The organism is Alcaligenes sp. PF14 (genome assembly GCF_037150615.1).
GTDB lineage: Bacteria > Pseudomonadota > Gammaproteobacteria > Burkholderiales > Burkholderiaceae_B > Alcaligenes > Alcaligenes phenolicus.
Genome location: NZ_JBAGRS010000007.1, coordinates 171,928 through 193,536, shown reverse-complemented (window position 1 = coordinate 193,536; position 21,609 = coordinate 171,928). Strand labels below are relative to the sequence as shown.

The following is a 21,609-nucleotide window of genomic DNA, read 5'->3' as shown; positions in this document are numbered from 1 at the left end:
AACATTTGACCTGTTCACCAAGACCAAGTTCCCTTTAAGGCAAAATTGCAACGTGATTCAAGCCGGTTTGTTCTGGCAGACCGAACAAGATATTCATGTTCTGCACAGCCTGACCCGAAGCCCCCTTAACCAGATTGTCCTGCACCACCAGAATGATCAGCTGATCGCCGTTACCAGGACGCTGTACAGAAATGCGCAGCTGATTGGAAGCGCGCACCGAACGGGTTTCTGGCAAGGTACCGACAGGCAGCACATCCACAAAGGTTTCCTGGGCGTAGCGCTGCTCGTACAAGGCCTGAAAGTCTGTATCCATGGCTTCGGGCTTGATACGTGCGTAGATCGTGGAGAACATGCCGCGAATCATGGGCACCAGGTGCGGCACAAAGGTCAGACCGACCGGGCCATCAGCCAAGCGCTGCAACTGTTCCACAATTTCCGGATGGTGGCGGTGACCCGACACGCCATATGCCTTGAAGTTGTCGCTGGCTTCAGCAAACAGATTGGGAACCGAAGCACCCTTACCGGCACCGGACACACCGGATTTGCAGTCTGCAATCAGATGCTGGGTATCAACCAGCGCCTTGCCGCCTTCCAGCAAGGGGGCCAGGCCCAACAGAACGGTGGTGGGGTAGCAACCAGGATTACCAATAACCTTGGCTTGAGCAATCTTGTCGCGCAGCAGCTCTGGCAGGCCATAAGCCGACTGGCTCAGGATGTCCGGGCAACTGTGCTCCATCTTGTACCACTTCTGGAATACGTCCGTATCTTGCAGGCGGAAGTCTGCGGCCAGGTCAATGACGCGCACGCCCGCTTCCAGCAGACGTTCGACCTGGCTCATGGCCACGCCATGTGGCGTGGCAAAAAAGACCACGTCACACTGTTCCAGATTGGCATTTTCCGGCGTGGAGAACTTCAGGTCCACATGACCACGCAGGTTCGGATACATATCCGATACCGGCACACCATCCTCTTTACGCGAGGTAATGGCAACCAGTTCTACCTGGGGGTGCTGACTTAACAGACGCAGCAACTCGACCCCGGTGTAACCTGTACCGCCAACAATCCCTACCTTGATCCGGGTATCGCTATGTGTAGCCATGAACTTTCCTGAAAGAGAGACGAGCAAAAATTCTATCTTAACGTAGTCCTGCCTGTTCTCAAGTACCAGAGCGGGCAAAGCAGGACAAATGTAGCCAGCAAACAAAAACCCCGGACACGTCCGGGGTTTTTGAGCACCATAAACAGGTCGCGAAGCGAATTAACGCTTGCTGAACTGTTTGCGGCGACGTGCTTTGTGCAGACCGACTTTCTTACGCTCAACAGCACGAGCGTCACGAGTCACCAAGCCAGCTTGTTTCAGTTCTGTCTTCAGTGTTGCGTCGTAGTCGATCAGAGCGCGGGTGATGCCGTGACGGGCAGCACCGGCCTGGCCGCTTTCGCCGCCGCCATGCACGTTGATCTTGATGTCAAACGATTCAACATGGTTGGTCAGCACCAGGGGCTGACGCACAATCATGCGACCCGTTTCACGAGCAAAGTATTCGTCAACAGGCTTGCCGTTGACTACGATTTGACCCGTACCCTTCTTGATGAAGACACGAGCAACGGAGGTCTTGCGACGGCCCGTACCGTAATTCCAGTTACCAATCATGACCTATCCTTAGATGTCCAGAGTTTTAGGCTGTTGAGCACTGTGAGGATGCTCGGCACCAGCGTAAACCTTCAGTTTCTTGGCCATGGCGTAGCCCAGAGGGCCTTTTGGCAACATACCCTTGACGGCCTTTTCGATGGCACGGCCTGGGAAGCGCTCTTGCATGGTTTGGAAGTTGGTTTCGTAAATACCGCCTGGGTAGTTCGAGTGACGATAGTACTTCTTATCCTGCGCCTTGTTACCGGTCACGGCAATGTCAGCAGCGTTGATGATAATGATGTAATCGCCGGTATCAACGTGAGGGGTATATTCGGGTTTGTGCTTACCACGCAAACGGCGTGCGACTTCGCTGGCCACACGACCAAGGACTTTGCCTTTAGCGTCAATCACAAACCAGTCACGTTTGACTTCAAGCGGCTTGGCCACGAAGGTCTTCATGATGGTTCCTAAATATTAAAATTCTGGGTCAAAGCAACATGCTCGGCCCATACAATCTACCCGCTGTTTCAAGCCGGGCAGCTCTATTTGACCCTGCCAAGGCGTTATATTCCGCCCGTGCATTTCTGCCAAATAGCTCGCCATAATAACATAAATAGTGGATAACACTAGGGTTTTGCACAAAAACACAGGTTTTTTGCCACAACCAGGCGCTCTCTCATAAAGGGAAGGCGCATTAAAAACCCCTGCTTTCCAAAGGAAAAACAGGGGTTAACAAGACTGGTTAGTCGAACCGGAGCAGACTGCCCTGCCCGGTCCCAACTACGGGGATCAGCCTTTTTTCTGGTTTGCCAGAGCAATGCCCAGGTAGTTGTCGTAAGAGCCTTCGGCCACACGGAACCAAGGCACAATCGCGTCACGAAAGCCCATGTAGTCGTCGTGAATCTTCTTGAACATGGGATCCTTGTCGCAGAACTCCTTGTACAGAATATTGGCGGTCTTGAAGGACTCGTCCATCACGTCTCGCGGGAAGGCTTTCAGTACCGCACCGCTGGCGATCAGGCGACGCAGGGCGCCTGGGCTTTGGGCGTCGTACTGACAGATCATGCGCTCGCCCGCAGCACGCGAAGCAATTTCAATCAGGGACTGGTATTGCTTGGGCAGTGCATTGAAAGCAGCGTCGTTCACGTACAGCGAAACCTGGGCCGACCCCTCCCACCAACCGGGATAGTAGTAATACTTGGCCACTTTCTGGAAGCCCAGTTTCTCGTCATCCACAGGACCGACGAATTCCACGGCGTCCAGTGTGCCTTTTTCCAGCGATGGGTAAATATCGCCTGGTGGCACTTGCTGAGGCACCACGCCCATGCGGGCCAGCACTTCGCCAGCAAAACCGGCCGTACGCATCTTCAGACCTTTCAGGTCTTCCAGAGAGTTGATTTCCTTGCGGTACCAACCACCCATCTGGGTGCCGGTGTTACCGAAAGCGAAGTTGATGATGTTGCGAGTGGCAAACAGTTCACGCAGCAGCTTGGTACCGTTGCCTTCCTGCATCCAGGCGTTCATTTGACGGGCATTCAGGCCAAAAGGCACGGCCGTGTCAAAGCTGAACGAGGGGTCTTTACCGTAGTAGTAATAAGAAGCTGTCTGACCGCACTCCACCGTGCCATTGCTGACTGCATCCATCACACCAAAACCGGGGACAATTTCACCGGCTGGGTACAGACGGATGTTGAAGTTGCCGTCCGAGGCCTCTTCCACCATCTTGCAAAACGACTGGGCTGTCGAAAACAGAGCCGGGGTAGCGGGACCGTAAGTCGATGTCAGCTTCCAATTAACCTTGGGATTGCTTTGGGCAATAGCAGGAGCAGCAATAGCGGCGGTACTGGCTACGGCGCCAAGACCTGCCTTTTTCAGAAACGAGCGACGCTGCATGAATAACCTCCTTGTGGGTATTCGATAACTGGGAAATATTTTTATGCTATGGATAGTACACTGGCGCGCCCCGAATGGGGGGCTGGGAAAGCCCGGATTATCCCGCAAATCCGGCCCTATATTGTCGGGTCTTTGACCTGAAACACCTGAACGGCGCTCCATAGAGAACGGCCTGAGTCGGAAGCGACTCCGAACTCAGGCCGTAAACATCTGTTTATTGAGCGCCCTCTTGCCCGTGGCAAGGTATAAGGGGCCAAGCCAGTTTTCCAGGTAGCAGAAATCAGGAACCGGCCACCGACATCTGCTCGATCAGGATGGAACCCGTACGCTTGGAGCCAGCCGCAAAGGTATCAGCACCCACGGCCACAATCTGCACAAACATCTCGGCCAGATTGCCTGCAATCGTCACTTCTTCCACGGCATGCTGAATGCGACCATTTTCCACCCAGTAGCCAAAGGCACCACGCGAGTAGTCGCCGGTCAGGTAATTGATACCCTGGCCGATAAGCTCGGTTACCAGCAGACCACGGTCCATTTTCTTCAACATGGCATCCAGGTCGTCCTCGGGACGAGTCAGGCGCGAGCTCAGCAGCAAATTGTGCGAACCACCGGCATTCCCCGTAGAAGGCATGCCCAGTTTGCGGCCTGCGTAGGAAGACAGAAAATAGCCTTTCAGCTCGCCGCCACGCACTACATCACGGTCGCAGGTACGCACCCCTTCCGAGTCAAACGGTGCACTGCCCATGGCGGCAGCCAGATGCGGACGCTCCAGCACGTCAATGTGCTTGGCCATGACAGACTTGCCCAAAGAATCCAGCAGGAAGCTGGTTTTGCGATACAGGGCCGAGCCACTGGTGGCCTGCACCAGAGAGCCGATCAAGCCCACAGCCAGCGGGGCTTCAAACAACACCGGATAGCGGCCGGTCGGAATACGGCGGGCCGACAGGCGCGACAAAGTGCGCTCGGCCGCATAACGCCCAACCGACTCGGGGCTGGCCAGGCGGGAAGGGTCACGCGAGCTGCTGTACCAGTAGTCGCGGTGCATATTGTCGCCCTTGCCGGCAATGGGGCTGACGCTGAGCGAGTGACGGCTATAGGGGTAGCCCCCAAGAAAGCCGCGGCTGTTACCCATCACAAAATGCCCTTCCAGCGTATCGACCGACGCGCCTTCGGAATTACTGATCAGAGGACTCAACTCCAGCGCAGCCTGCTCGGCACGAATCGCCAGTTTGGCGGCCTGATCCGCGTCCAGCAGCCAGGGATGGTGCAGGTGCAGATCGGGATAGCTTTGCGCCAGCATGTCTTTTTCAGGCAGCCCAGCAAAAGGATCTTCAGCGGTGTAGCGGGCAATATGCCAGGCGGCTTCCACCGTTTCACGCAGCGCCTTGATCGAAAAGTCCGACGTGGAGGCCGAGCCACTGCGCTGGCCTGCAAACACGGTCACACCCAAGGAGCGGTCTTGCGTCTGCTCTACCGTTTCCAGTTCCATCTGGCGCACAGAGACGGCCAGACCTTTGTTTTCTGAAATATCGACGGCAGCATCACTGGCGCCCAGTTTTTTGGCATGCCGCAGCGCTTCATCCACCAATTCACAAAACTGGAACTGATTGGCACTGATCGACAATTGGGAAATAGTTGGATGACTCATTGCTACTCTTTGAGGGTTAGGCGGTTATCATAGCCAATTGGCGACAATCTTTGCTATTTCACTTCTTATGGCCCGTCCACGCACTGAAATCGATGAAAACGGTTACGACCGCCCCAGCAAATCGCAGGTAAAACGCGAAATGCACGCTCTGCTCGACCTGGGCAAACGCCTGATTGAGCTCTCGGACGACCGACTCAAACAACTTGATCTGGGCGAGCCCTTGATGGCTGCCATCAAGGATGCCAAGCGCATCAGCCCGACGGCCCGCGAAGGACGCCGCCGTCAAATCCACTACGTGGGCAAGCTGATGCGCAATGTGGAGCCCGAACCGATCCTTAAACAACTGGACGTCTGGGAAAACGGCTCCAAGGAAGACACCCGTGCCATGCACAGGCTGGAAGCGCTACGCGACCTGTTGTTGCGTGATGACGACGCTCTGACCGAATTCATGAATGAATTTTCCGGCGCCGATATCCAGCAATTGCGCACCCTGATTCGTGCCGCACGCAAAGAAGCCGAGAAAAATTCCACACTGGTACAAGGCCAAGACCCACAGCGCAAGCACTACCGCGCCCTGTACCAGTACATCAAGACCTTGGTAGATCTTTCGGAGTCCGCATGAACCCTCTGCTTGAGTCGATTGAGATTGAAACCGGTGCCAACCCTCAGCACGCCGTTATCTGGCTTCATGGCTTAGGCGCTGACGGCCACGATTTCGCCCCTATAGTGCCAGAGCTGGGCCTGCAAAACGCCCCCGCTATTCGTTTCATTTTCCCGCACGCCCCCATCCAGCCCGTCACCATCAATGGCGGCATGGCCATGCGTTCCTGGTACGACATTTATGTGGCGGACCTGGTGCGCCACGAGGACGAAAGCGGCCTGCGCCAATCGCAGATCGAAGTGCAGAACCTGATTGCCCGCGAAAACGCTCGCGGCATTCCCACGGAAAATATTGTTCTGGCCGGTTTCTCGCAAGGCTGTGCCATGACGCTGCAAACCGGCTTGCGCTTGCCAGAGCGTCTGGCTGGCATGCTCTGCCTGTCCGGTTACCTGCCTTTGGCGACAGCGGTGGAAAAAGAACGTCATCAGGCCAATCAGAACACGCCTATATTCATGGCGCATGGCAGCATGGACCCGGTCGTGCCTCTGACACGTGCCGAAGCCAGCCGTCAGCAACTGGAAGCCATGGGCTATCAGGTGCAATGGAATGTCTACCCCATGCCCCACGCTGTTTGCCCGGAAGAAATCAGCGCGATTGGCCACTTCCTGAAACAGGTACTGCGCTAATCAGAGCACAAGACAAAAAAACGCCGCTGCAATCACAGCGGCGTTTCTTATTCAGCTTTTCATTGATAGATCCGAGCAATACGCTCTTGCCAGGTCTTTTCCCGAACCTGCACCCCATCCTCTTTCAGCACCCGCGTGAAAGTCAGGTAGAAATACGACTCGTCGGACTCGATCCGAGCCTGGGCTGACATATCAATCTCCCGCCCCTTGATCGTAAAGACATTGCGCCGATCACCCTGATAGCGCGCCTTGGCAGGCGTAGCATCATTGACCTCCCAGCGATACATCTCCTCGGAGCGGTACAAATTGTCATGCAGCACCCAGCTAAGCTCATTGCTGGTGGTGAACGTCGAATCGCCCGTAGCTTCATTACGAACACTGCTGAACATGGGGCCATCCCCGTCAATAGTGCGGCCGAAAGGAGCCGCTTCACTCGCCTGGGGTGGCGACATGACGCAAGCCTGCGTACCCTGCTCCCGCACAGGCACCACGGGCAGGTCTACCCAGGTATCCGCACCCGGAAACAGACTGGTGACACCCGGCGTCGGGCTGGGCCAGACCATAGGGAACTGCGCATTGCTCACCGCCAGGCGGATACGATGGCCCGGCTTGAAACGCCACGTAGTGAAGTGAATGGATGTTTCCAAATTGGTGGCCTTACCCGGCACCAAGGGCTGTGGTTCCAGACGTGAGATACGCTGGGAAGGGTTGATGATTGCCCCGCTGACCAAAGAAACCTGCCCATTCGGGGCCACATCCTCCAGTCGCACTGTCCATTGATAGAAAGGCGCATCAGCCGCGACCTTCAGACGTACCTTAGGCATACCCATGATTTCCATGGCATCGCTCAAGGGCGCGGAGTCATACACCAGGCTATGTGCATCATCGGCAGCCATATCGCCCGTTTGCTCACCCCACCAGCCACCACCAGCCAAACCCGCTCCAGCCTTGTAACGCAAGGTCTGAGCCAAACCGGAGGCAGGAGAAATAGCAGCCAGCTGGTGTCCGGCCTGAGGATGCAGACGTTGAGTCCGCGCGCCTTCCACCGGCCATTGCGGATCACAGCGCCAATAACCGGGCACGCTGGTCCGATCGGTAGCGGGAGCATGGCCTGTACGCATGAAGGCCATCCGACGCGGTTCATCCAGAATTCCGGTATCTATGTCTTTAAGCCAGTAGTCCCACCAGCGCACCGCCTTCTCGCGCCACTCATAATTCGGGCCAGGCACGCCATATTCTGGCCAGGCGTGGTTCCAGGGCCCCATTTCCACAATTACAGGCGCTTTCGAGGTTCGACTGACATCCAGCGCAAAATCACGATAGCCATCCAGCAAGCCACCAATCAAATAGGCCGGGACTTCCAAAGGCTGCTTTTTGAAGGCCAGGGACTCGGCACGCCAGAAATCGCCGTCCTGTTGTTGACGCAGCCAGGTAAAAATCCAGGGCTCGCGGTCAAAACGGTTCTTGAAATACTCCTGGTCAATCCGATAATCCGGGCTTTGCGGCATGGCGTTATCGGTATCAATCTGGTGCGCATAGGAGTCAATATGCAAGGCACCATCAATATAGTGAACGTCGTTGTAAAACAGATCGGTAGAACCGTGCGCCGCGATAATGGCCTTGAGTGCTGGCGGTTTTCTGTGAGCCGTCATCAAGGAGTTGAAGGCGCTCCAGGACAGGCCGTACATACCCACCTTGCCATTGGACCAGCTCTTGCGAGACAACTGATCGATCAGCTCCTCGGCATCGGCAATCTCGGCAGCGGAATACTCGCTGACAGGGACAGGGCCAGAGCTGCCACCTGTGCCACGCACATCAACCCGCGCCAGCACATAGCCCCGCTTGGCAAAATAAGAGCCGTACTCGTAGTCACCCAGCGCGAAGAAGTCGTCCTTGCGATAAGGCAGCATCTCCAGAATGACCGGGAAGGTTTCACCCGGTGTTTTAGCCGATGGCCGATAATACGTCACCGCCAAGCGCACACCATCGCGCATTTCCAGGCTGTCGTTCTCCATGGAGAACTCGTAATGGTTTTTTTCAGGTGGCATCACTGTCTGCCCGGAGCAAGCCAGCAGGCCGCCTATCAAGAACAAGCCCAGCACCCAGCGCTGCAAAGCAGCCAGATTCAATCGCATCATTGTGTCCCCGGTATGTGGCGCCGTCGGTGGTGGGCACCATCCATTGATGCGGCGGCAGCCAGCAATCCAGCGCTGTACTGCCTGCCATCACGAGTGCATCATAGTCCCGCCACCGTTGAGTGAATCGGGACATCAGGGGAACAATTAAACGGGTATTTACCTGACAAGCAGACAGGCCTGCCTGTGCCTAATCCGAGCGACGGGTCTCACCCAGATCCAGCCAGACACGACGCATGCTGGGATCTTCCGGGTCCGCATCGTTCTGAAAGCCCAGACGCTTCATCAGAGCTTGCATAGGCGCATTGGAGGCCAGCACATAGCCGTCGATGTAGGTCAGCCCCTGCTCGGCGGCAGCCTGTATCAGCGCCTCCATCAGGATGACTCCCAGACCACGCCGCTGCCAGGCATCCCCGATAACCAGGGCGTACTCCGCCCCCCGACCATCACCATTACGAAGATAGTGGGCAAAGCCAATAATCTCGTCACGGGGATGGTTACGGTTATCTGGATTGGGCGAACGCACGGTAGCGATCAGCGCCAGCTCCCGGTCGTAGTCGATACGGGTGTAGCGCGACAACATGCGTGGAGTCAGCTCTCGCAGCATGGACACAAAGCGCATGTAGCGACTTTCATCCGACAAGCCACGCATAAAGGTCTGCAAGGCCTCGGCGTCCTCGGGACGTATAGGGCGCAAGGTCCAGCGCTGCCCATCCTTGAACTGACGCCGCTCAATCATGTGACGCGGATAGGGATGAATCGCCATGTGGCGATAGCCAGCCGTTTCCGGCAGTACCAGCATGGACTGCTTGCTCAGGGAAATGGAAATGCTCTTGATGTACAGACTGTTCTCGCCCGCCATGATGGGGTCCAGCACCACACGGCGCACGCCGGGCAACTCGCTCATCAAATCCGAAAGACGCTCCAGCACCTGCAACAGCTGCGTCAACACCAAAGGCGTCAATTGCGAGGACAGGCTCTTGCGCCACAAGGGACTACGCTCCACCAACTGGCGCGCCAGATAGCGGTTCAGCGGTGGCAGTTCTACCGCCGGATAGGATGAGGAAAGCCAATCCGCGTGATCGGCCCCACCAAAGACGGCGTAAGGGCCCAACTTGTCGTCGGTCTCAAAACGCAGACCCATGGGCGGGACATCAGGATCAGGCTCACCCTGATCGTGCGTCACACGCAAGTCGACAACAGGCACGTGGAAGTAGCGCAGCAGATCGCGGCACTCCTGCTCGCTAGCCTCGCGGCGCTCGCTTTGAATCTGGCGTACCAGTTCTCGGGCAGGCTCTACCTCTGGCAAGGTGCCCAGCGGCAAAGGCGGCAAGGTCTGCTGCGACAAATGCTGGTTGTAGTGATAGCGGGCCAGCAGATCGAAGGCGTTGGCAGCCGTATCCGGGGTACGGAAAGCCGGCGTCCCCACACCATCGAGCAAATGACGCAGGGGACGCATATCCGCATCCCCAATCAAGCACGTAATAATGGGTTTGCGAGCACTGGCCGACAGCATGGCCAGCTCACGCGATACCGCCGGCATATCGGCCAAGGGGTCTGGTGTCAGCAAGACCAGCACCCCGTCAATTTCCTTGTCATCCAGCAAGGTGGAAATAACCGAGTCGATACGCATGGGCGTCAGTGGCACATAAGTGACCACCGGGTTCTGAACCTGGTCGCCAGGAGCCAGCAGATTATCCAGCGCCCGCTGGGTCGAGGGCGACAGCTCCGGGCAGGTTACTGCGGCATCCGAACCCAGTACATCCAAAGCCATCTGCGCGGCCCCATTCCCATTGGAGAACAAGGCAATACGCCGCCCTTTGGGACGGCGGGTGTAAACCAGCACTTTCAGGGCCGAGAACAGCTGCACAAAATAACGAATGCGCACCGCCCCCACACGCCGCATCAAGGCATTGAAGACCGCCTCGTGGGCCTCGCCCTGCTGACGCTGACCGCCTACTTTCAGGACCACCACAGGTTTGACGGCCGCTACGGCGTGCAAGGCACTGGTGAAACGACGAGAAGCAGGTGTGTGCTCCAGATACAGCGCAATACTGTCCGTGCGCGGGTCCATGGCCAGATATTCAAGCACCTCGGGCACGTCGATAACGGCCTCGTCCCCGACCGACACAATGGCAGAGAAACCCAGGCTGACATCCTCAGCCCAGTCCATCAAGGCCGAGGTAATGGAGCGTGACTGAGACACCAAGGCCACACGGCCCGCCAGAGCCATTTGCGGCTCGTGACTTAAATTGATGCCCAGATGCGGCCGTTGTATCCCGAAGGCACGCGGCCCCAGCACCAGACAATTATTGATACGGGCCCAGGAGCGCGCATACACCATGTCTTCCATAGGATCGCGGGAGGCCAGATTGGAGGGCAGCAACAGAACCACACGTGGCTTATGCACCCGGATGGCATCCAGGGCCTGTGGCAAACGCACCGGCTCGATACACACCAGCGCCAGATCCAGGCGCTGTGTATCGGTCAGTCCTTCCAGACGATCGGGCACCAGCACTTGCGTGGCTGTAATCCGTGCCTGCGTGATCCGCCCAGCCAATCGGGCTGGCATCTCGTTGATCAGGGGCAAAGGCAAGGTGGACACGACCAACACCGAACGGGGCTCAAACAATGCTGTCAGACGATGCCTTAGGGCTGCCATGATTGTTCCGCCATAAGAAAACCACACACCAAAATAATGAATTCTCCCATCTTAAGCACAGCCGCCTACAAATAAAAGAGACTTGGCTGGCTATCTCTGTCTTGCATCATGCAGCCGGTTTTTATCCCGTGGCGGGCCATTCATGTACTTTCGTATAGCAACCATACGCCAATGCCTGGGCAAAACGGGCGCAAAGCCAGTCGCAAAGCGGCTTGCAGGTCGTAAAATAACACCCGTTCGGAAAGCAGGACCTTTCGTTCTCTCTGACAGGAAAAAACACACTATGTCCAGCGACGACAGTCGAAGAAAGATGCTGCACAGGCCCCTCAGACGCTACTGACCCACCGGGTTGTCTGCTGATGTGGCTTGCGCAGCACGATCAGGAGTCAACCATGCACCGCATTATTCATACTGGACCGATCCGGGCCCTGACCTCGTCGGGTTCGCATCTTGCCACACCTTGCCCTCGCGAGCGTGCTGTTCCCGGCCGCCGCCCCGCTATTGCCTGGCGTATCAACACGGCCAGTCGCAAACCAGAAATTCACTGGATTGCAGACAGTGACAAACCACCCTCAGCGCGAGTGTGGCGCTGCACCTTGCCCAGCCACTAAACGCTGGCCTGACGCTTACTAAATCCGCTTGTTCTTATCTTTAGTTTGCCGACCCTCACACCGGTCGGCAGGACCTGCTGTGTCCATCTCTTGGGATGGACAGCACCGTCACGCCTGTACACCAGGAGCATTACATGAGCATTCAACAACATCGTCCGCCACTGCGCTCAGTGGACTACGACGCCAAGCTGCGCACGGCCACCGAAACCGGGCTTAGCCTGGAGACAACCCTGGCCTCTGTACAAGCCAATCTGAATGGCCTGACCGACGCCGAAGCCTTGAGCCGCCTGACCGAATACGGACCTAACGAGGTCGCCCGGGACAAGCCCGCCCACGCCCTGATTCAATTGGCGCTGGCCTTTAAAAATCCCTTTATTGCGGTCCTGATGGTGCTGGCCGCCGTTAGTGCTGTCACCGACATTATTTTGCCCATGCGCTCGGGAGAAGAAGTGGACTACACCGGCGTGCTGATTATTGTGGTCATGGTCACCTTGAGCGGCCTGCTGCGTTTCTGGCAGGAGTACCGTTCCGGCAAAGCTGCCCAGGCTCTGAAAGCCATGGTTCGTACCACCGCCAGCGTACAACGACGCTCTACCGTGTCCAGCGCAACGGTCATGCGCGAAATCCCCATGAGCCAGATCGTGCCCGGCGATATTGTGCGCCTGTCGGCTGGGGACATGATCCCGGCAGACCTGCGCTTGATAGAGTCCCGCGACTTGTTCGTCAGCCAGGCCGCCCTGACAGGTGAAGCCCTGCCTGTCGAAAAGTACGATGTCTTTAGCGCAGTCAGCAGCAAAAGTGCTACGGCGTCCAGCTCCCAGGCCGGTGTGCTGGACCAGAACAATATGTGCTTTATGGGCACCAACGTAGTCAGCGGTACGGCCACGGCAGTGGTTGTGGCCACCGGTGCCAAGACCTATTTCGGCTCGCTGGCCAAAGCCATTGTCGGTTCGCGCGCCGAAACTTCTTTTGACCGGGGCGTAAACAGCGTCAGCTGGCTGCTGATTCGCTTCATGCTGGTCATGGTGCCCATCGTGCTGCTGATCAACGGTTTCTCCAAAGGCGACTGGACCGAAGCCTTCCTGTTCGCACTGGCCGTTGCCGTGGGCCTAACCCCTGAAATGCTGCCCATGATTGTGTCCTCCAACCTGGCCAAGGGCGCGGTGGCCATGGCCAAGAACAAGGTGGTGGTCAAGCGTCTGAACGCGATCCAGAACTTTGGTGCCATGGACGTGCTGTGTACCGACAAGACCGGCACCCTGACACAAGATCGCATCATTCTGGAACACCATCTGGGTCTGGATGATCGCAACAGTCCTCGCATTCTGGAACTGGCGCTGCTCAACAGCCTGCACCAAAGCGGCGTGAAGAACCTGATGGATCAGGCGGTACTGCGCTTCGCAGAAAAAACACCCTCTGCCCTGCAAGCCATTGGCTCCTACCGCAAGATAGACGAACTGCCTTTTGATTTTGTGCGTCGTCGCCTATCGGTTGTCGTGCAAAATCCGCAAGGAGAGCAGCTCATGGTCTGCAAGGGTGCGGTGGAAGAAATGCTCAGCATTGCCACCCACGTACAAGACGGTGACCAGCGCTTGCCACTGGATACCGAGCAACGTGCCCGTTTGCTGAAAATGGCTTACCGCTACAACTCGGACGGCTTCCGTGTCCTGCTGATTGCCACTCGCCGTATTCCTGTCGAACAGGCCAAGAGCCGTTATGAAGCCCAGGATGAACGCGAGATGACGGTACAAGGCTTGCTGACCTTCCTGGACCCACCAAAGGAAAGTGCTGCCCAAGCGATTGCCGCCCTGACCGAGCACGGTGTAGCCGTAAAAGTGCTGACCGGCGATAACGAAATCATTACCGCGAAAATCTGCCGTGAAGTGGGCCTGGAGCCCGGCAAGCCTTTGCTCGGACCTGAAATCGAGCTGATGCAAGACCCCGATCTGCGTTGCGCTGTCGAGCGCCATTCGGTTTTTGCCAAGCTCACGCCCCTGCAAAAATCACGTGTGCTCAAAGCGCTGCAAGCCAATGGTCACACCGTCGGTTTTCTGGGGGATGGCATCAACGACGCCCCCGCCCTGCGCGATGCCGACGTGGGGATTTCGGTGGATAGCGGCACGGATATTGCCAAGGAATCGGCAGACATCATCCTGCTGGAAAAGAACCTGCTGGTTCTGGAAGAAGGCGTGATCAAAGGCCGCGAGACCTTTGGCAACATCATCAAGTACCTGAACATGACAGCCAGCTCCAACTTTGGCAATGTGTTCTCGGTGCTGGTGGCCAGTGCGTTCATCCCCTTCCTGCCCATGTTGGCCATCCACTTGCTGATTCAGAACCTGCTCTACGATATCTCCCAGCTGGCTTTGCCCTGGGACCGCATGGACAAGGATTTTCTGCGCAAACCGCGTAAATGGGATGCCAAGAATATTGGCCGCTTCATGATCTGGATAGGCCCGACCTCATCCATCTTCGACATCACCACCTTTGTCCTGATGTGGTACGTGTTTGGCGCCAATACGCCCGAACTGCAATCGCTGTTCCAGTCCGGCTGGTTTATTGAAGGCTTGCTCTCGCAGACACTGGTTGTTCACATGCTGCGTACGCAAAAGATCCCCTTCATCCAAAGCACCGCAGCCCTGCCTGTGATGCTGATGACCTTCCTGATTGCCGCTATTGGTATTTATCTGCCCTTCTCGGGCGTCGGTGCACTGGTTGGCCTGCAGCCTTTGCCTTGGGAATACTTCCCGTGGCTGGTCGGCACCTTGCTGGCTTACTGCCTGGTCGCACAGGGTATGAAAATGCTGTACATCCGCCGCTTTGGCCAGTGGTTCTAAGTCGGACAGGTCTGGGCCCCCGGAAATCCTTTCGGGGGCTCAGGCCTTAACGCACATTCTGAAAGAACCTCGGGTATATGATGGCCACACGACAGACACCATCCTGCAGCCTGGCCCATACACGAAAGATATGACACCGCCCCTTCGCTTCCTATCGAGCAAAACCTACCGAGCCTTGGCCCTGACCGGCATCTGTATTTTGATGGCGCTGGTCTTCATTGCCGATACCGTCACCAACTACGCTATCGCCGCTGCGGTCTTTCACACCCCGCTGCTGCTGATAGCGATTCGTTTTCTGTCGGCACGGCAAGTTGTTGCCCTGACTACCATCAGCATGGTGCTGACCGTGGTCAGTTTTCTGCTGACCCGCTCGGGCGACTACGACGTGGGCCTGGTCAATACCGGCATCAGTATTATTGCCATCGCGATCACCTCGTATCTGGGGCTGAAGCTCAAATCCGTGCAGGCGGCGGCTCATGAGACGCGCGAGCATTTGCTGCGACTGTCCCGTTTGACTACCCTGGGCCAGCTCAGCACCTCGATTGCCCATGAAGTCAGCCAGCCTTTGGCCGCCATCAACAGCAGCGCGGGCGCCTGTCAGCGCTGGCTGGAAGCCTCGCCCCCTAATGTCAAGAAGGCACAGGCTGCCGCGCAGCGTATTGTGTACGACGCCCAGCGCGCCAAGGATGTGCTGGATCGGGTACGCAGCATTACCCGTAACGAAGCCCCCACCAGCAGCGCGTTTGATTTGAATCTGGCTCTGACCGAACTGCTTAGCCTGTCCGGTGGCGAGATGCGACGTCAGCATATCGACCTGCGTCTGGCCCTGCAGTCCGATCTGCCCCAGGTCTTTGCCGACCGGGTTCAAATTCAGCAGGTAATGGCCAATTTGCTGCTCAATGCCATCGAAGCCCTGTCCCCTCCCTCGGACTATCATGCGGCTCATATCACCATAGAAACCAGCGTCTTGCCCGGCGACAAGCCGCAAGCCAACAAGGTGCTGTTTTCCATCAAGGACAATGGTCCCGGCTTGTCGGGCACGCAACTGTCTCAGTTGTTTGATACCTTCTGGACCACCAAGGCAAGCGGCCTGGGCCTGGGTCTGACCATCAGCCGCACCATTATTGATGCCAACAACGGCCATATTTGGGCCACTGACCAAGCCGATGGCGGTGCTGCCTTTCATTTCACCTTACCTTTGGCGCCATGACAGAAAATCTGGATTCCTCTCTGAACACGCCCACCGTCTACATCATTGATGATGACCCGTCCGTTCGCGCTGCCCTGGACGATTTGCTGGCCAGCGTAGGCTTGAACGCGCTGAGCTTTTCCTCTACACGAGACTTTCTGGCGCATCCTTTATCTGATGCCCCTGCCTGTCTGGTGCTGGATGTGCGCATGCCCGAGCAAAGCGGCACGGATTTTCATTTGCAGATGGAATCGCGCGGGCTGCATATGCCGGTCATTTTTATTACTGGCCACGGCGATATTCATATGGCGGTCAAGGCCATCAAGCATGGTGCCTGGGATTTTCTGACCAAGCCTTTTGTAGATCAGGCCCTGATTGATGCCGTGCAGTCGGCTCTGGCGGCTGATGCGCAGCGCAAGGAAGAAGCCAGAACCCGGCTGACTTTGCAGCAACGCTGGGACAGCCTGAACGCCGGCGAGCGCGATGTCTTTGAGCGGGTGGTGCAAGGCCTGCTGAACAAGCAGATCGCGGCCGAGCTGGATGTGAAAGAAGTGACGGTCAAAGTTCGCCGCGCCCGCGTGATGCAAAAAATGCAAGCCGGGTCACTGGCGGAACTGGTGCGCCAGTTCGATCAACTCAATACAGAAAGCGGCCATTAGGACAGTTCTGCGCGGCGGTTCTTTCCTAGTTGGCGTGCTGGGTTAAAATACGCAGATTCGGTCCCGTATGCGGGCTTCCCAAGGTCAAGGCCACACACAAGTTATGAGCACGTCTACTTCCAACGTCATCCGCACCCGTTTTGCCCCCTCGCCCACTGGTTATCTGCACCTGGGCGGCGCACGCACTGCACTGTTCTCCTGGGCCTTTGCCCGTCATCATCAAGGCACTTTTGTGCTGCGTATTGAGGATACGGATCTGGAGCGTTCCACCCCCGAGGCGGTTCAAGGCATTCTGGATGGTATGCAATGGTTGGGCCTGGATGCCGACGAAGGTCCGTTCTACCAGATGCAGCGCATGGATCGTTACCGCGAGGTCATCGCCCAGCTGCTGAAAGACGGCCATGCCTATTACTGCTACAGCAGCCCCGAGGAAGTGGAAGCCATGCGCGAAAAAGCGCGTGTTCAGGGTTTGAAGCCTCGTTATGACGGTACCTGGCGTCCTGAGGCTGGCAAGGAGTTGCCTGCCATCCCGGCTGATCGCAAGCCTGTAGTTCGTTTCAAGAGCCCCCAGTCCGGCGCAACCAGCTGGGACGATATGGTGAAGGGCCGCATCAGCTTTGATAACAGCGAGCTGGACGATCTGGTCATTGCCCGCCCGGATGGCACGCCTACATACAACTTCTGCGTGGTGGTGGACGATTGGGACATGGCGATCACTCATGTGATTCGCGGTGACGATCACGTGAACAACACGCCACGTCAAATTGTGATTTTGCAGGCTTTGGGCGCGACTTTGCCTGAGTACGGTCACGTGCCCATGATTCTGGGCCCTGATGGCGAGAAGCTGTCCAAGCGTCATGGTGCGGTCAGCATCATGGATTACGACAAGGACGGTTATCTGCCTGAGGCCATGATCAATTACCTGGCTCGTTTGGGCTGGAGTCACGGTGATGACGAGCTGTTCACTCGCGAGCAGTTGGTAGAGTGGTTTGATACGCGCAGTCTGAGCAAGTCGGCTTCGCAGTGGGACCCCAAGAAGTTGAACTGGGTAAATGCCCATTACATCAAGGCCAGCGACAATGCGGATCTGGCCGAGCGTGTGGCGCCTCGTATTGAGGCCTTGGGTGGCAAGACGGATGGTCAGGACTTGCCCGGCATCATGGGTTTGTTGAAAGACCGTGCCGAGACTTTGAATCAGCTGGCTGAAGGTGCTTTGCTGTTCTGCCGTCCTTTCGAGCCCGCCAGCGATGAGCTGATGGCCGAGGTATTGACGCCGGAAGCGCGTGTTTTGCTGCGTGATTTTGCCAGCAAGGCGATTAGCTTGCCGCAGTGGAATACGGAGAGTCTGGCTGCTTTGATCAAGCAGGTTCTGGCGGATCATGAGGTCAAGATGCCCAAGCTGGCTATTCCTTTGCGTGTGGCTGTGACGGGGCAGAAGCAGACGCCTGCGGTGGATGCTGTGCTGGCTTTGGTTGGGCGCGACAAAGTGTTGGGGCGTTTGGCTGGGCTGTAAGAGTTATAGATCAGTAGTTGAAGGGCATCTCATTCGAGGTGCCCTTTTTGTTTTTTGCTTTGTTGTGTGAAGTACTGGTTTGATCGGTGTTGCTTCTGGATGGCTAATGTGGCTTGCCGAAGTTTGCTTCAAGCCTGGGTCTTAAGTGGGAGCGATTGAAGACCATGTGGGGCTGGGTGCCGTCTCTGGACTGAAGGAAGGCGTTCTGAAGACGTCGTTCAAGTGGGTGGAGCTCTGGCCGGGCTGATAGCTTGCCGGTGCTGCGCACCGGTGCCCTTGTCAAGTGATTGCTACGGGCGCGACCTGAACTCGCCGGGTACTTGGTCCCCCGGACCAAGTACAAACGCCCGGCTCAAACAGCAGGTCGCTTGCATCCCTACGCAATCACTCGCCCGCGGCAAGCCATCTGAATCGCCCCGCCAGAGCTCCACCCACTCGAACGACTCAGAATTGCTTCAAATTCCAGAGCCCGTTTAAGAAAGGGTTCTGTGGGTTTGGATAACGATGCTCGGAGCTAAGATCTGGACGCGCTTGGGAAACCGCACGGGTCGGAGAAAAAAGCAAAATTTAAATGGGGTCTATCTATATTGACCTCCAAGCTCATAAATCAAAGGCCGAGGGGGTCGCCCCTCGGCCTTTGGCCCTCCTCCCCTGCTACTCTTTTATGTCGGCTTTTTTCTTATCCGCTTTTTAGGCTGGCATCAGGCCTGCTGGTTTCAGGACTCCAAGCCGTGTAATCAAGGCGATGCAATGTTCTCTTGCTCTGGCCACGACTTCTTGTTTGGAGACGCACTGGCTTTGGCCGTTTTCGTAGATGACTTGGCCGTTCACGATGGTCGTAGTGACGTCGCGGCCGCTGGCACAGTAGACCAGGCTGGCGACTACGTCGAAACAGGGGCTCAGGTGGGGTTGGTCCAGGTTAACCAGTGCCATGTCGGCCAGCTTGCCCTCGCTCAGTTGGCCGGCGTCTATGCCGAGCATTTCTGCGCCGCCTCGGGTTGCCAGCCAAAAGGCGTCCTGGGCGTTGCTCGCTTGTGGGTCCAGTCGTGCCAGGCGTTGGACGTAGACGGCTTGGCGCATGATCTGGAACAGGTCGACCTGGTGACCTGCGGCTCCATCTGCGCCCAGGCCTATGCGCACGCCAGCTTCCAGCAGTTCTTTCAGGCGGATGGGGCCAGAAGCCAGGTATTCGTTGGACATGGGGTTGTGGGCAATGCTGCATCCGGCGCGTCCTGCGCGCTCGATTTCGTCGTCGTCCATCCAGATAGCATGGGCAAATCCGGCTCGTTCATCCAGCCAGCCTTGCTCGTCCAGCCAGCGGAAAGGACGTGCACCGTAAGCTTTCTGGAAGATATCCGGGTCTACGGGCGCTTCTGAGCAGTGGGTTTGCCAGCGCACGTCGAATTTGCGGGCCATTTCCGCGGAGCCCAGCACCAAGTCCAGGTCGTTGTAGATGATGTTGATGGGCGATGGCCAGATCTGCACGCGGCCTTGTTTCCAATTGCTCAAACACTCCTGCATGGTGTCCAGTTCGTGTTTTACGCTGTGGCGAAACAAGGTGTCCTGCAAGCCGTTGTCGCGGGCGACGGGGGTAAAGGGGCCAAACATGCCTCGGGCCACGATGCCGCGCAAACCAGTGTCTTGCAGGGCTTGGGCTACGGCAATGGTGGTTTCCGGATCTGCGGGAGCGTAGTGGTTGTCCAGCACGGTGGTCACACCGGATGAGGCGGCTTCCAATGCGCCCAGGCGTACGGCAGCCAAGGCTTCTGCCGGGCGTATATCAGCAGCCAAGGGCAGCATGAACTCACCCAGCCATTGCCACAGGGCCATGCCATCTCCCAAACCGCGCCCTGCCAGCTGGAACAGGTGATTATGGGTATCGATCAAGCCAGGGATCAGGGCCTGCATGGGGGCATGGATGGTTTTCTTTCCCTGCCAATGCTGCATGTCCTGAGCCTGACCCACCGCACAGATTCGATTGCCGCTGATGGCCACGACGCCATTTTCCAGGACCTCGTTCTGGTCGTTCATGGTGACCACTTTGCCTGCGTGAATCACGATGTCGCACATTTGGCTTGTCATTGTCTATCTCCTGTTTCTTATCCTTGCGGTGTCACCCGCACGACGCTCAGAGGCGTTTCTTCCTGTGTTTCCATCACCAGTTCTTCTGTAGGTTGCCGGCCACTGGTTCCGTTGAAAAACAGATTCAGCACCACCGATGAGATCACGGTCAGCAATACCCCGCTATGCAATAAGGGGATCAGGTATTCCGGAAACTGGTCAAAAAAAGTTGGGGCGACGGCGGGAATCAAGCCTACACCCAGGCTGATCGCAAAGATGAAGGTGTTGTGTTTGTTGTTCTTGAAGTCTACGGTCTGCAAGATACGCACACCAGAGGCGGCCACCATGCCAAACATCACAATGGCTGCGCCCCCCAGCACGTAATGGGGAACCAGGGCCACGACGTGGGCTATACGCGGCACCAGTCCCAGAACAATTAGGATCAGGCCCGCGACCAGACAGACGTAACGGCTACGTACCCCCGTCACTCCAATCAAGCCGATGTTTTGTGCGTAAGAGGAATACGGGAAGGTATTGAATACGCCTCCAATTACCGCACCCAAGGCATCGGCGCGCAGACCACGGGCAAAGTCCTCGTGGCTCAGTGGGCGGTTCAATATCACAGCTAGGGCATAGAACAGGCCGATGGCTTCCACCATGGTCACAATCACGACCAGCAACATGGTGAAGGTGGCACTAAAGGAAAAGGTAGGCATGCCGAAGTGGAACGGCGTAACCAGCTCAATCCAGGGCAGTTGATCCAGCCCTTCTACGGTGACGCGCCCCATCAGGATCGCCAGTATCATGCCAGCGGCCAAACCCACCAGCACGGCGATGCTGCCAAAAAAGCCGCGACCAAATCGGGCGACCAGCAAGGTCACCAGCAGCACGGTCCCGGCAATGCCCAGGTACACCAGACTGCCGAAGTCTTTGGCTCCATGCCCGCCCCCAGCCCAGGTAATCGCTACACCAAACAGACCTACGCCCAGCGACACCAGGGTAGTGCCGGTTACCAAAGGCGGAAAAAGCCATAGCAGGCGAATAATCAAGGGCACCATCAGCACGGCAATGAAACCGGCCGCAATAATGGCTCCATACAAGGCAGGCAAGCCCATACCGGGCGTCAGCCCGATGGCGATCATGGGGGCAATCCCCGCAAAGGAAATTCCCATCATGACGGGCAAACGTATCCCTACCCAGCGCCCTACCCCCATGGATTGCATGATGGAAATGATCCCACAGCACAAGAGGTCTGCATTGATCAAAATGGCAATGTCTTCCTGGCTTAAACCCAGAGCACTGCCCAGAATCAAGGGTACGGTCACCGCTCCCGCATACATGACCAGCACATGCTGCAAACCAAACAAGAAAGAGCGTCCAACAGGCAGCCGCTCGTCAATACTGTCCTGAATTTGACGGGTGTTCATAGGTTTGTCTCCTCATCTTTTTCCCGTTATTTTTTTACTCAGTACATCAGGTAGCGG

At 56.8% G+C, this 21,609-nt stretch carries 16 protein-coding genes; 7 read left to right on the top strand and 9 right to left on the bottom strand.

Going from position 1 to position 21,609, the window contains the following annotated elements; all coding sequences use genetic code 11:
- Positions 1-34 precede the first annotated feature (34 nt).
- From argC to pmbA, 5 genes are all read right to left on the bottom strand, one after another.
- Complete coding sequence (gene argC, locus WFM49_RS15795) at positions 35-1,099, bottom strand: N-acetyl-gamma-glutamyl-phosphate reductase (RefSeq protein ID WP_336974232.1); 1,065 nt, start codon at positions 1,097-1,099, stop codon at positions 35-37.
- Positions 1,100-1,258: 159 nt separating this feature from the next.
- Complete coding sequence (gene rpsI / locus WFM49_RS15790) at positions 1,259-1,651, bottom strand: 30S ribosomal protein S9 (RefSeq protein ID WP_009460666.1); 393 nt, start codon at positions 1,649-1,651, stop codon at positions 1,259-1,261.
- Positions 1,652-1,660: 9 nt separating this feature from the next.
- On the bottom strand, positions 1,661-2,089 hold the full coding sequence (rplM, locus tag WFM49_RS15785) for a 50S ribosomal protein L13 (protein ID WP_003801836.1): 429 nt from the start codon (positions 2,087-2,089) through the stop codon (positions 1,661-1,663).
- Positions 2,090-2,419: 330 nt separating this feature from the next.
- Positions 2,420-3,523 carry a TRAP transporter substrate-binding protein gene (locus tag WFM49_RS15780; RefSeq protein ID WP_009460663.1) on the bottom strand — a complete coding sequence of 368 codons (1,104 nt, stop codon included), beginning with the start codon at positions 3,521-3,523 and terminating at the stop codon, positions 2,420-2,422.
- Positions 3,524-3,803: 280 nt separating this feature from the next.
- Positions 3,804-5,171, bottom strand: a complete 1,368-nt coding sequence (gene pmbA, locus WFM49_RS15775; RefSeq protein WP_060186674.1) for a metalloprotease PmbA — start codon at positions 5,169-5,171, stop codon at positions 3,804-3,806.
- Positions 5,172-5,238: 67 nt separating this feature from the next.
- Between pmbA and yjgA the strand changes: the two genes are divergently transcribed.
- A complete protein-coding gene (gene yjgA, locus WFM49_RS15770) occupies positions 5,239-5,793 on the top strand; it encodes a ribosome biogenesis factor YjgA (protein ID WP_009460660.1) in 555 nt (184 codons plus the stop codon).
- Complete coding sequence (locus tag WFM49_RS15765) at positions 5,790-6,458, top strand: alpha/beta hydrolase (RefSeq protein ID WP_022983590.1); 669 nt, start codon at positions 5,790-5,792, stop codon at positions 6,456-6,458. The genes yjgA and WFM49_RS15765 overlap by 4 nt, the downstream gene beginning before the upstream one ends.
- Positions 6,459-6,517: 59 nt before the next feature.
- On the opposite strand, the gene WFM49_RS15760 is transcribed toward WFM49_RS15765, so the two are convergent.
- Both WFM49_RS15760 and WFM49_RS15755 read right to left on the bottom strand, forming a co-directional pair.
- The gene (locus tag WFM49_RS15760; protein ID WP_336974228.1) at positions 6,518-8,596 is read right to left on the bottom strand and encodes a CocE/NonD family hydrolase; all 2,079 of its coding nucleotides are present in this window, start codon (positions 8,594-8,596) and stop codon (positions 6,518-6,520) included.
- A gap of 187 nt (positions 8,597-8,783) precedes the next feature.
- Entirely contained in the window at positions 8,784-11,255 is a 2,472-nt protein-coding gene (locus WFM49_RS15755; protein ID WP_035270494.1) for a bifunctional acetate--CoA ligase family protein/GNAT family N-acetyltransferase, read from the bottom strand.
- A gap of 392 nt (positions 11,256-11,647) precedes the next feature.
- On the opposite strand from WFM49_RS15755, the gene WFM49_RS15750 reads away from it, so the two are divergent.
- The 5 genes from WFM49_RS15750 to gltX all read left to right on the top strand — a co-directional run bounded on the left by WFM49_RS15750 (position 11,648) and on the right by gltX (position 18,064).
- The gene (locus WFM49_RS15750; RefSeq protein ID WP_009460652.1) at positions 11,648-11,866 is read left to right on the top strand and encodes a hypothetical protein; all 219 of its coding nucleotides are present in this window, start codon (positions 11,648-11,650) and stop codon (positions 11,864-11,866) included.
- 134 nt (positions 11,867-12,000) lie between these two features.
- A complete protein-coding gene (gene mgtA, locus WFM49_RS15745; RefSeq protein ID WP_022983593.1) occupies positions 12,001-14,703 on the top strand; it encodes a magnesium-translocating P-type ATPase in 2,703 nt (900 codons plus the stop codon).
- 130 nt (positions 14,704-14,833) lie between these two features.
- On the top strand, positions 14,834-15,913 hold the full coding sequence (locus tag WFM49_RS15740; protein WP_022983594.1) for a sensor histidine kinase: 1,080 nt from the start codon (positions 14,834-14,836) through the stop codon (positions 15,911-15,913).
- Positions 15,910-16,551, top strand: coding sequence for a response regulator transcription factor (locus WFM49_RS15735; RefSeq protein WP_257723704.1), 642 nt, complete (start codon positions 15,910-15,912; stop codon positions 16,549-16,551). Before WFM49_RS15740 ends, WFM49_RS15735 begins: the two co-directional genes overlap by 4 nt.
- A gap of 103 nt (positions 16,552-16,654) precedes the next feature.
- Complete coding sequence (gene gltX / locus WFM49_RS15730) at positions 16,655-18,064, top strand: glutamate--tRNA ligase (RefSeq protein WP_321286837.1); 1,410 nt, start codon at positions 16,655-16,657, stop codon at positions 18,062-18,064.
- 690 nt (positions 18,065-18,754) lie between these two features.
- On the opposite strand, the gene WFM49_RS15725 is transcribed toward gltX, so the two are convergent.
- Together WFM49_RS15725 and WFM49_RS15720 are read right to left on the bottom strand one after the other, a co-directional pair.
- Complete coding sequence (locus WFM49_RS15725) at positions 18,755-20,146, bottom strand: amidohydrolase family protein (RefSeq protein WP_336974222.1); 1,392 nt, start codon at positions 20,144-20,146, stop codon at positions 18,755-18,757.
- Positions 20,147-20,163: 17 nt separating this feature from the next.
- Positions 20,164-21,552, bottom strand: coding sequence for a nucleobase:cation symporter-2 family protein (locus WFM49_RS15720; protein WP_336974220.1), 1,389 nt, complete (start codon positions 21,550-21,552; stop codon positions 20,164-20,166).
- Positions 21,553-21,609 lie beyond the last annotated feature (57 nt).

Excerpts from the sequence above, each read along its gene's own strand:
- WFM49_RS15740 (WP_022983594.1), top strand. The coding sequence starts at position 14,834 with ATGACACCGCCCCTTCGCTTCCTATCGAGCAAAACCTACCGAGCCTTG.
- mgtA (WP_022983593.1), top strand. The coding sequence starts at position 12,001 with ATGAGCATTCAACAACATCGTCCGCCACTGCGCTCAGTGGACTACGAC.
- WFM49_RS15780 (WP_009460663.1), bottom strand. The coding sequence starts at position 3,523 with ATGCAGCGTCGCTCGTTTCTGAAAAAGGCAGGTCTTGGCGCCGTAGCC.
- yjgA (WP_009460660.1), top strand. The coding sequence starts at position 5,239 with ATGGCCCGTCCACGCACTGAAATCGATGAAAACGGTTACGACCGCCCC.
- WFM49_RS15755 (WP_035270494.1), bottom strand. The coding sequence starts at position 11,255 with ATGGCAGCCCTAAGGCATCGTCTGACAGCATTGTTTGAGCCCCGTTCG.
- WFM49_RS15735 (WP_257723704.1), top strand. The coding sequence starts at position 15,910 with ATGACAGAAAATCTGGATTCCTCTCTGAACACGCCCACCGTCTACATC.
- WFM49_RS15725 (WP_336974222.1), bottom strand. The coding sequence starts at position 20,146 with ATGACAAGCCAAATGTGCGACATCGTGATTCACGCAGGCAAAGTGGTC.
- WFM49_RS15765 (WP_022983590.1), top strand. The coding sequence starts at position 5,790 with ATGAACCCTCTGCTTGAGTCGATTGAGATTGAAACCGGTGCCAACCCT.
- rplM (WP_003801836.1), bottom strand. The coding sequence starts at position 2,089 with ATGAAGACCTTCGTGGCCAAGCCGCTTGAAGTCAAACGTGACTGGTTT.
- WFM49_RS15750 (WP_009460652.1), top strand. The coding sequence starts at position 11,648 with ATGCACCGCATTATTCATACTGGACCGATCCGGGCCCTGACCTCGTCG.
- WFM49_RS15760 (WP_336974228.1), bottom strand. The coding sequence starts at position 8,596 with ATGATGCGATTGAATCTGGCTGCTTTGCAGCGCTGGGTGCTGGGCTTG.
- rpsI (WP_009460666.1), bottom strand. The coding sequence starts at position 1,651 with ATGATTGGTAACTGGAATTACGGTACGGGCCGTCGCAAGACCTCCGTT.
- WFM49_RS15720 (WP_336974220.1), bottom strand. The coding sequence starts at position 21,552 with ATGAACACCCGTCAAATTCAGGACAGTATTGACGAGCGGCTGCCTGTT.
- pmbA (WP_060186674.1), bottom strand. The coding sequence starts at position 5,171 with ATGAGTCATCCAACTATTTCCCAATTGTCGATCAGTGCCAATCAGTTC.
- gltX (WP_321286837.1), top strand. The coding sequence starts at position 16,655 with ATGAGCACGTCTACTTCCAACGTCATCCGCACCCGTTTTGCCCCCTCG.
- argC (WP_336974232.1), bottom strand. The coding sequence starts at position 1,099 with ATGGCTACACATAGCGATACCCGGATCAAGGTAGGGATTGTTGGCGGT.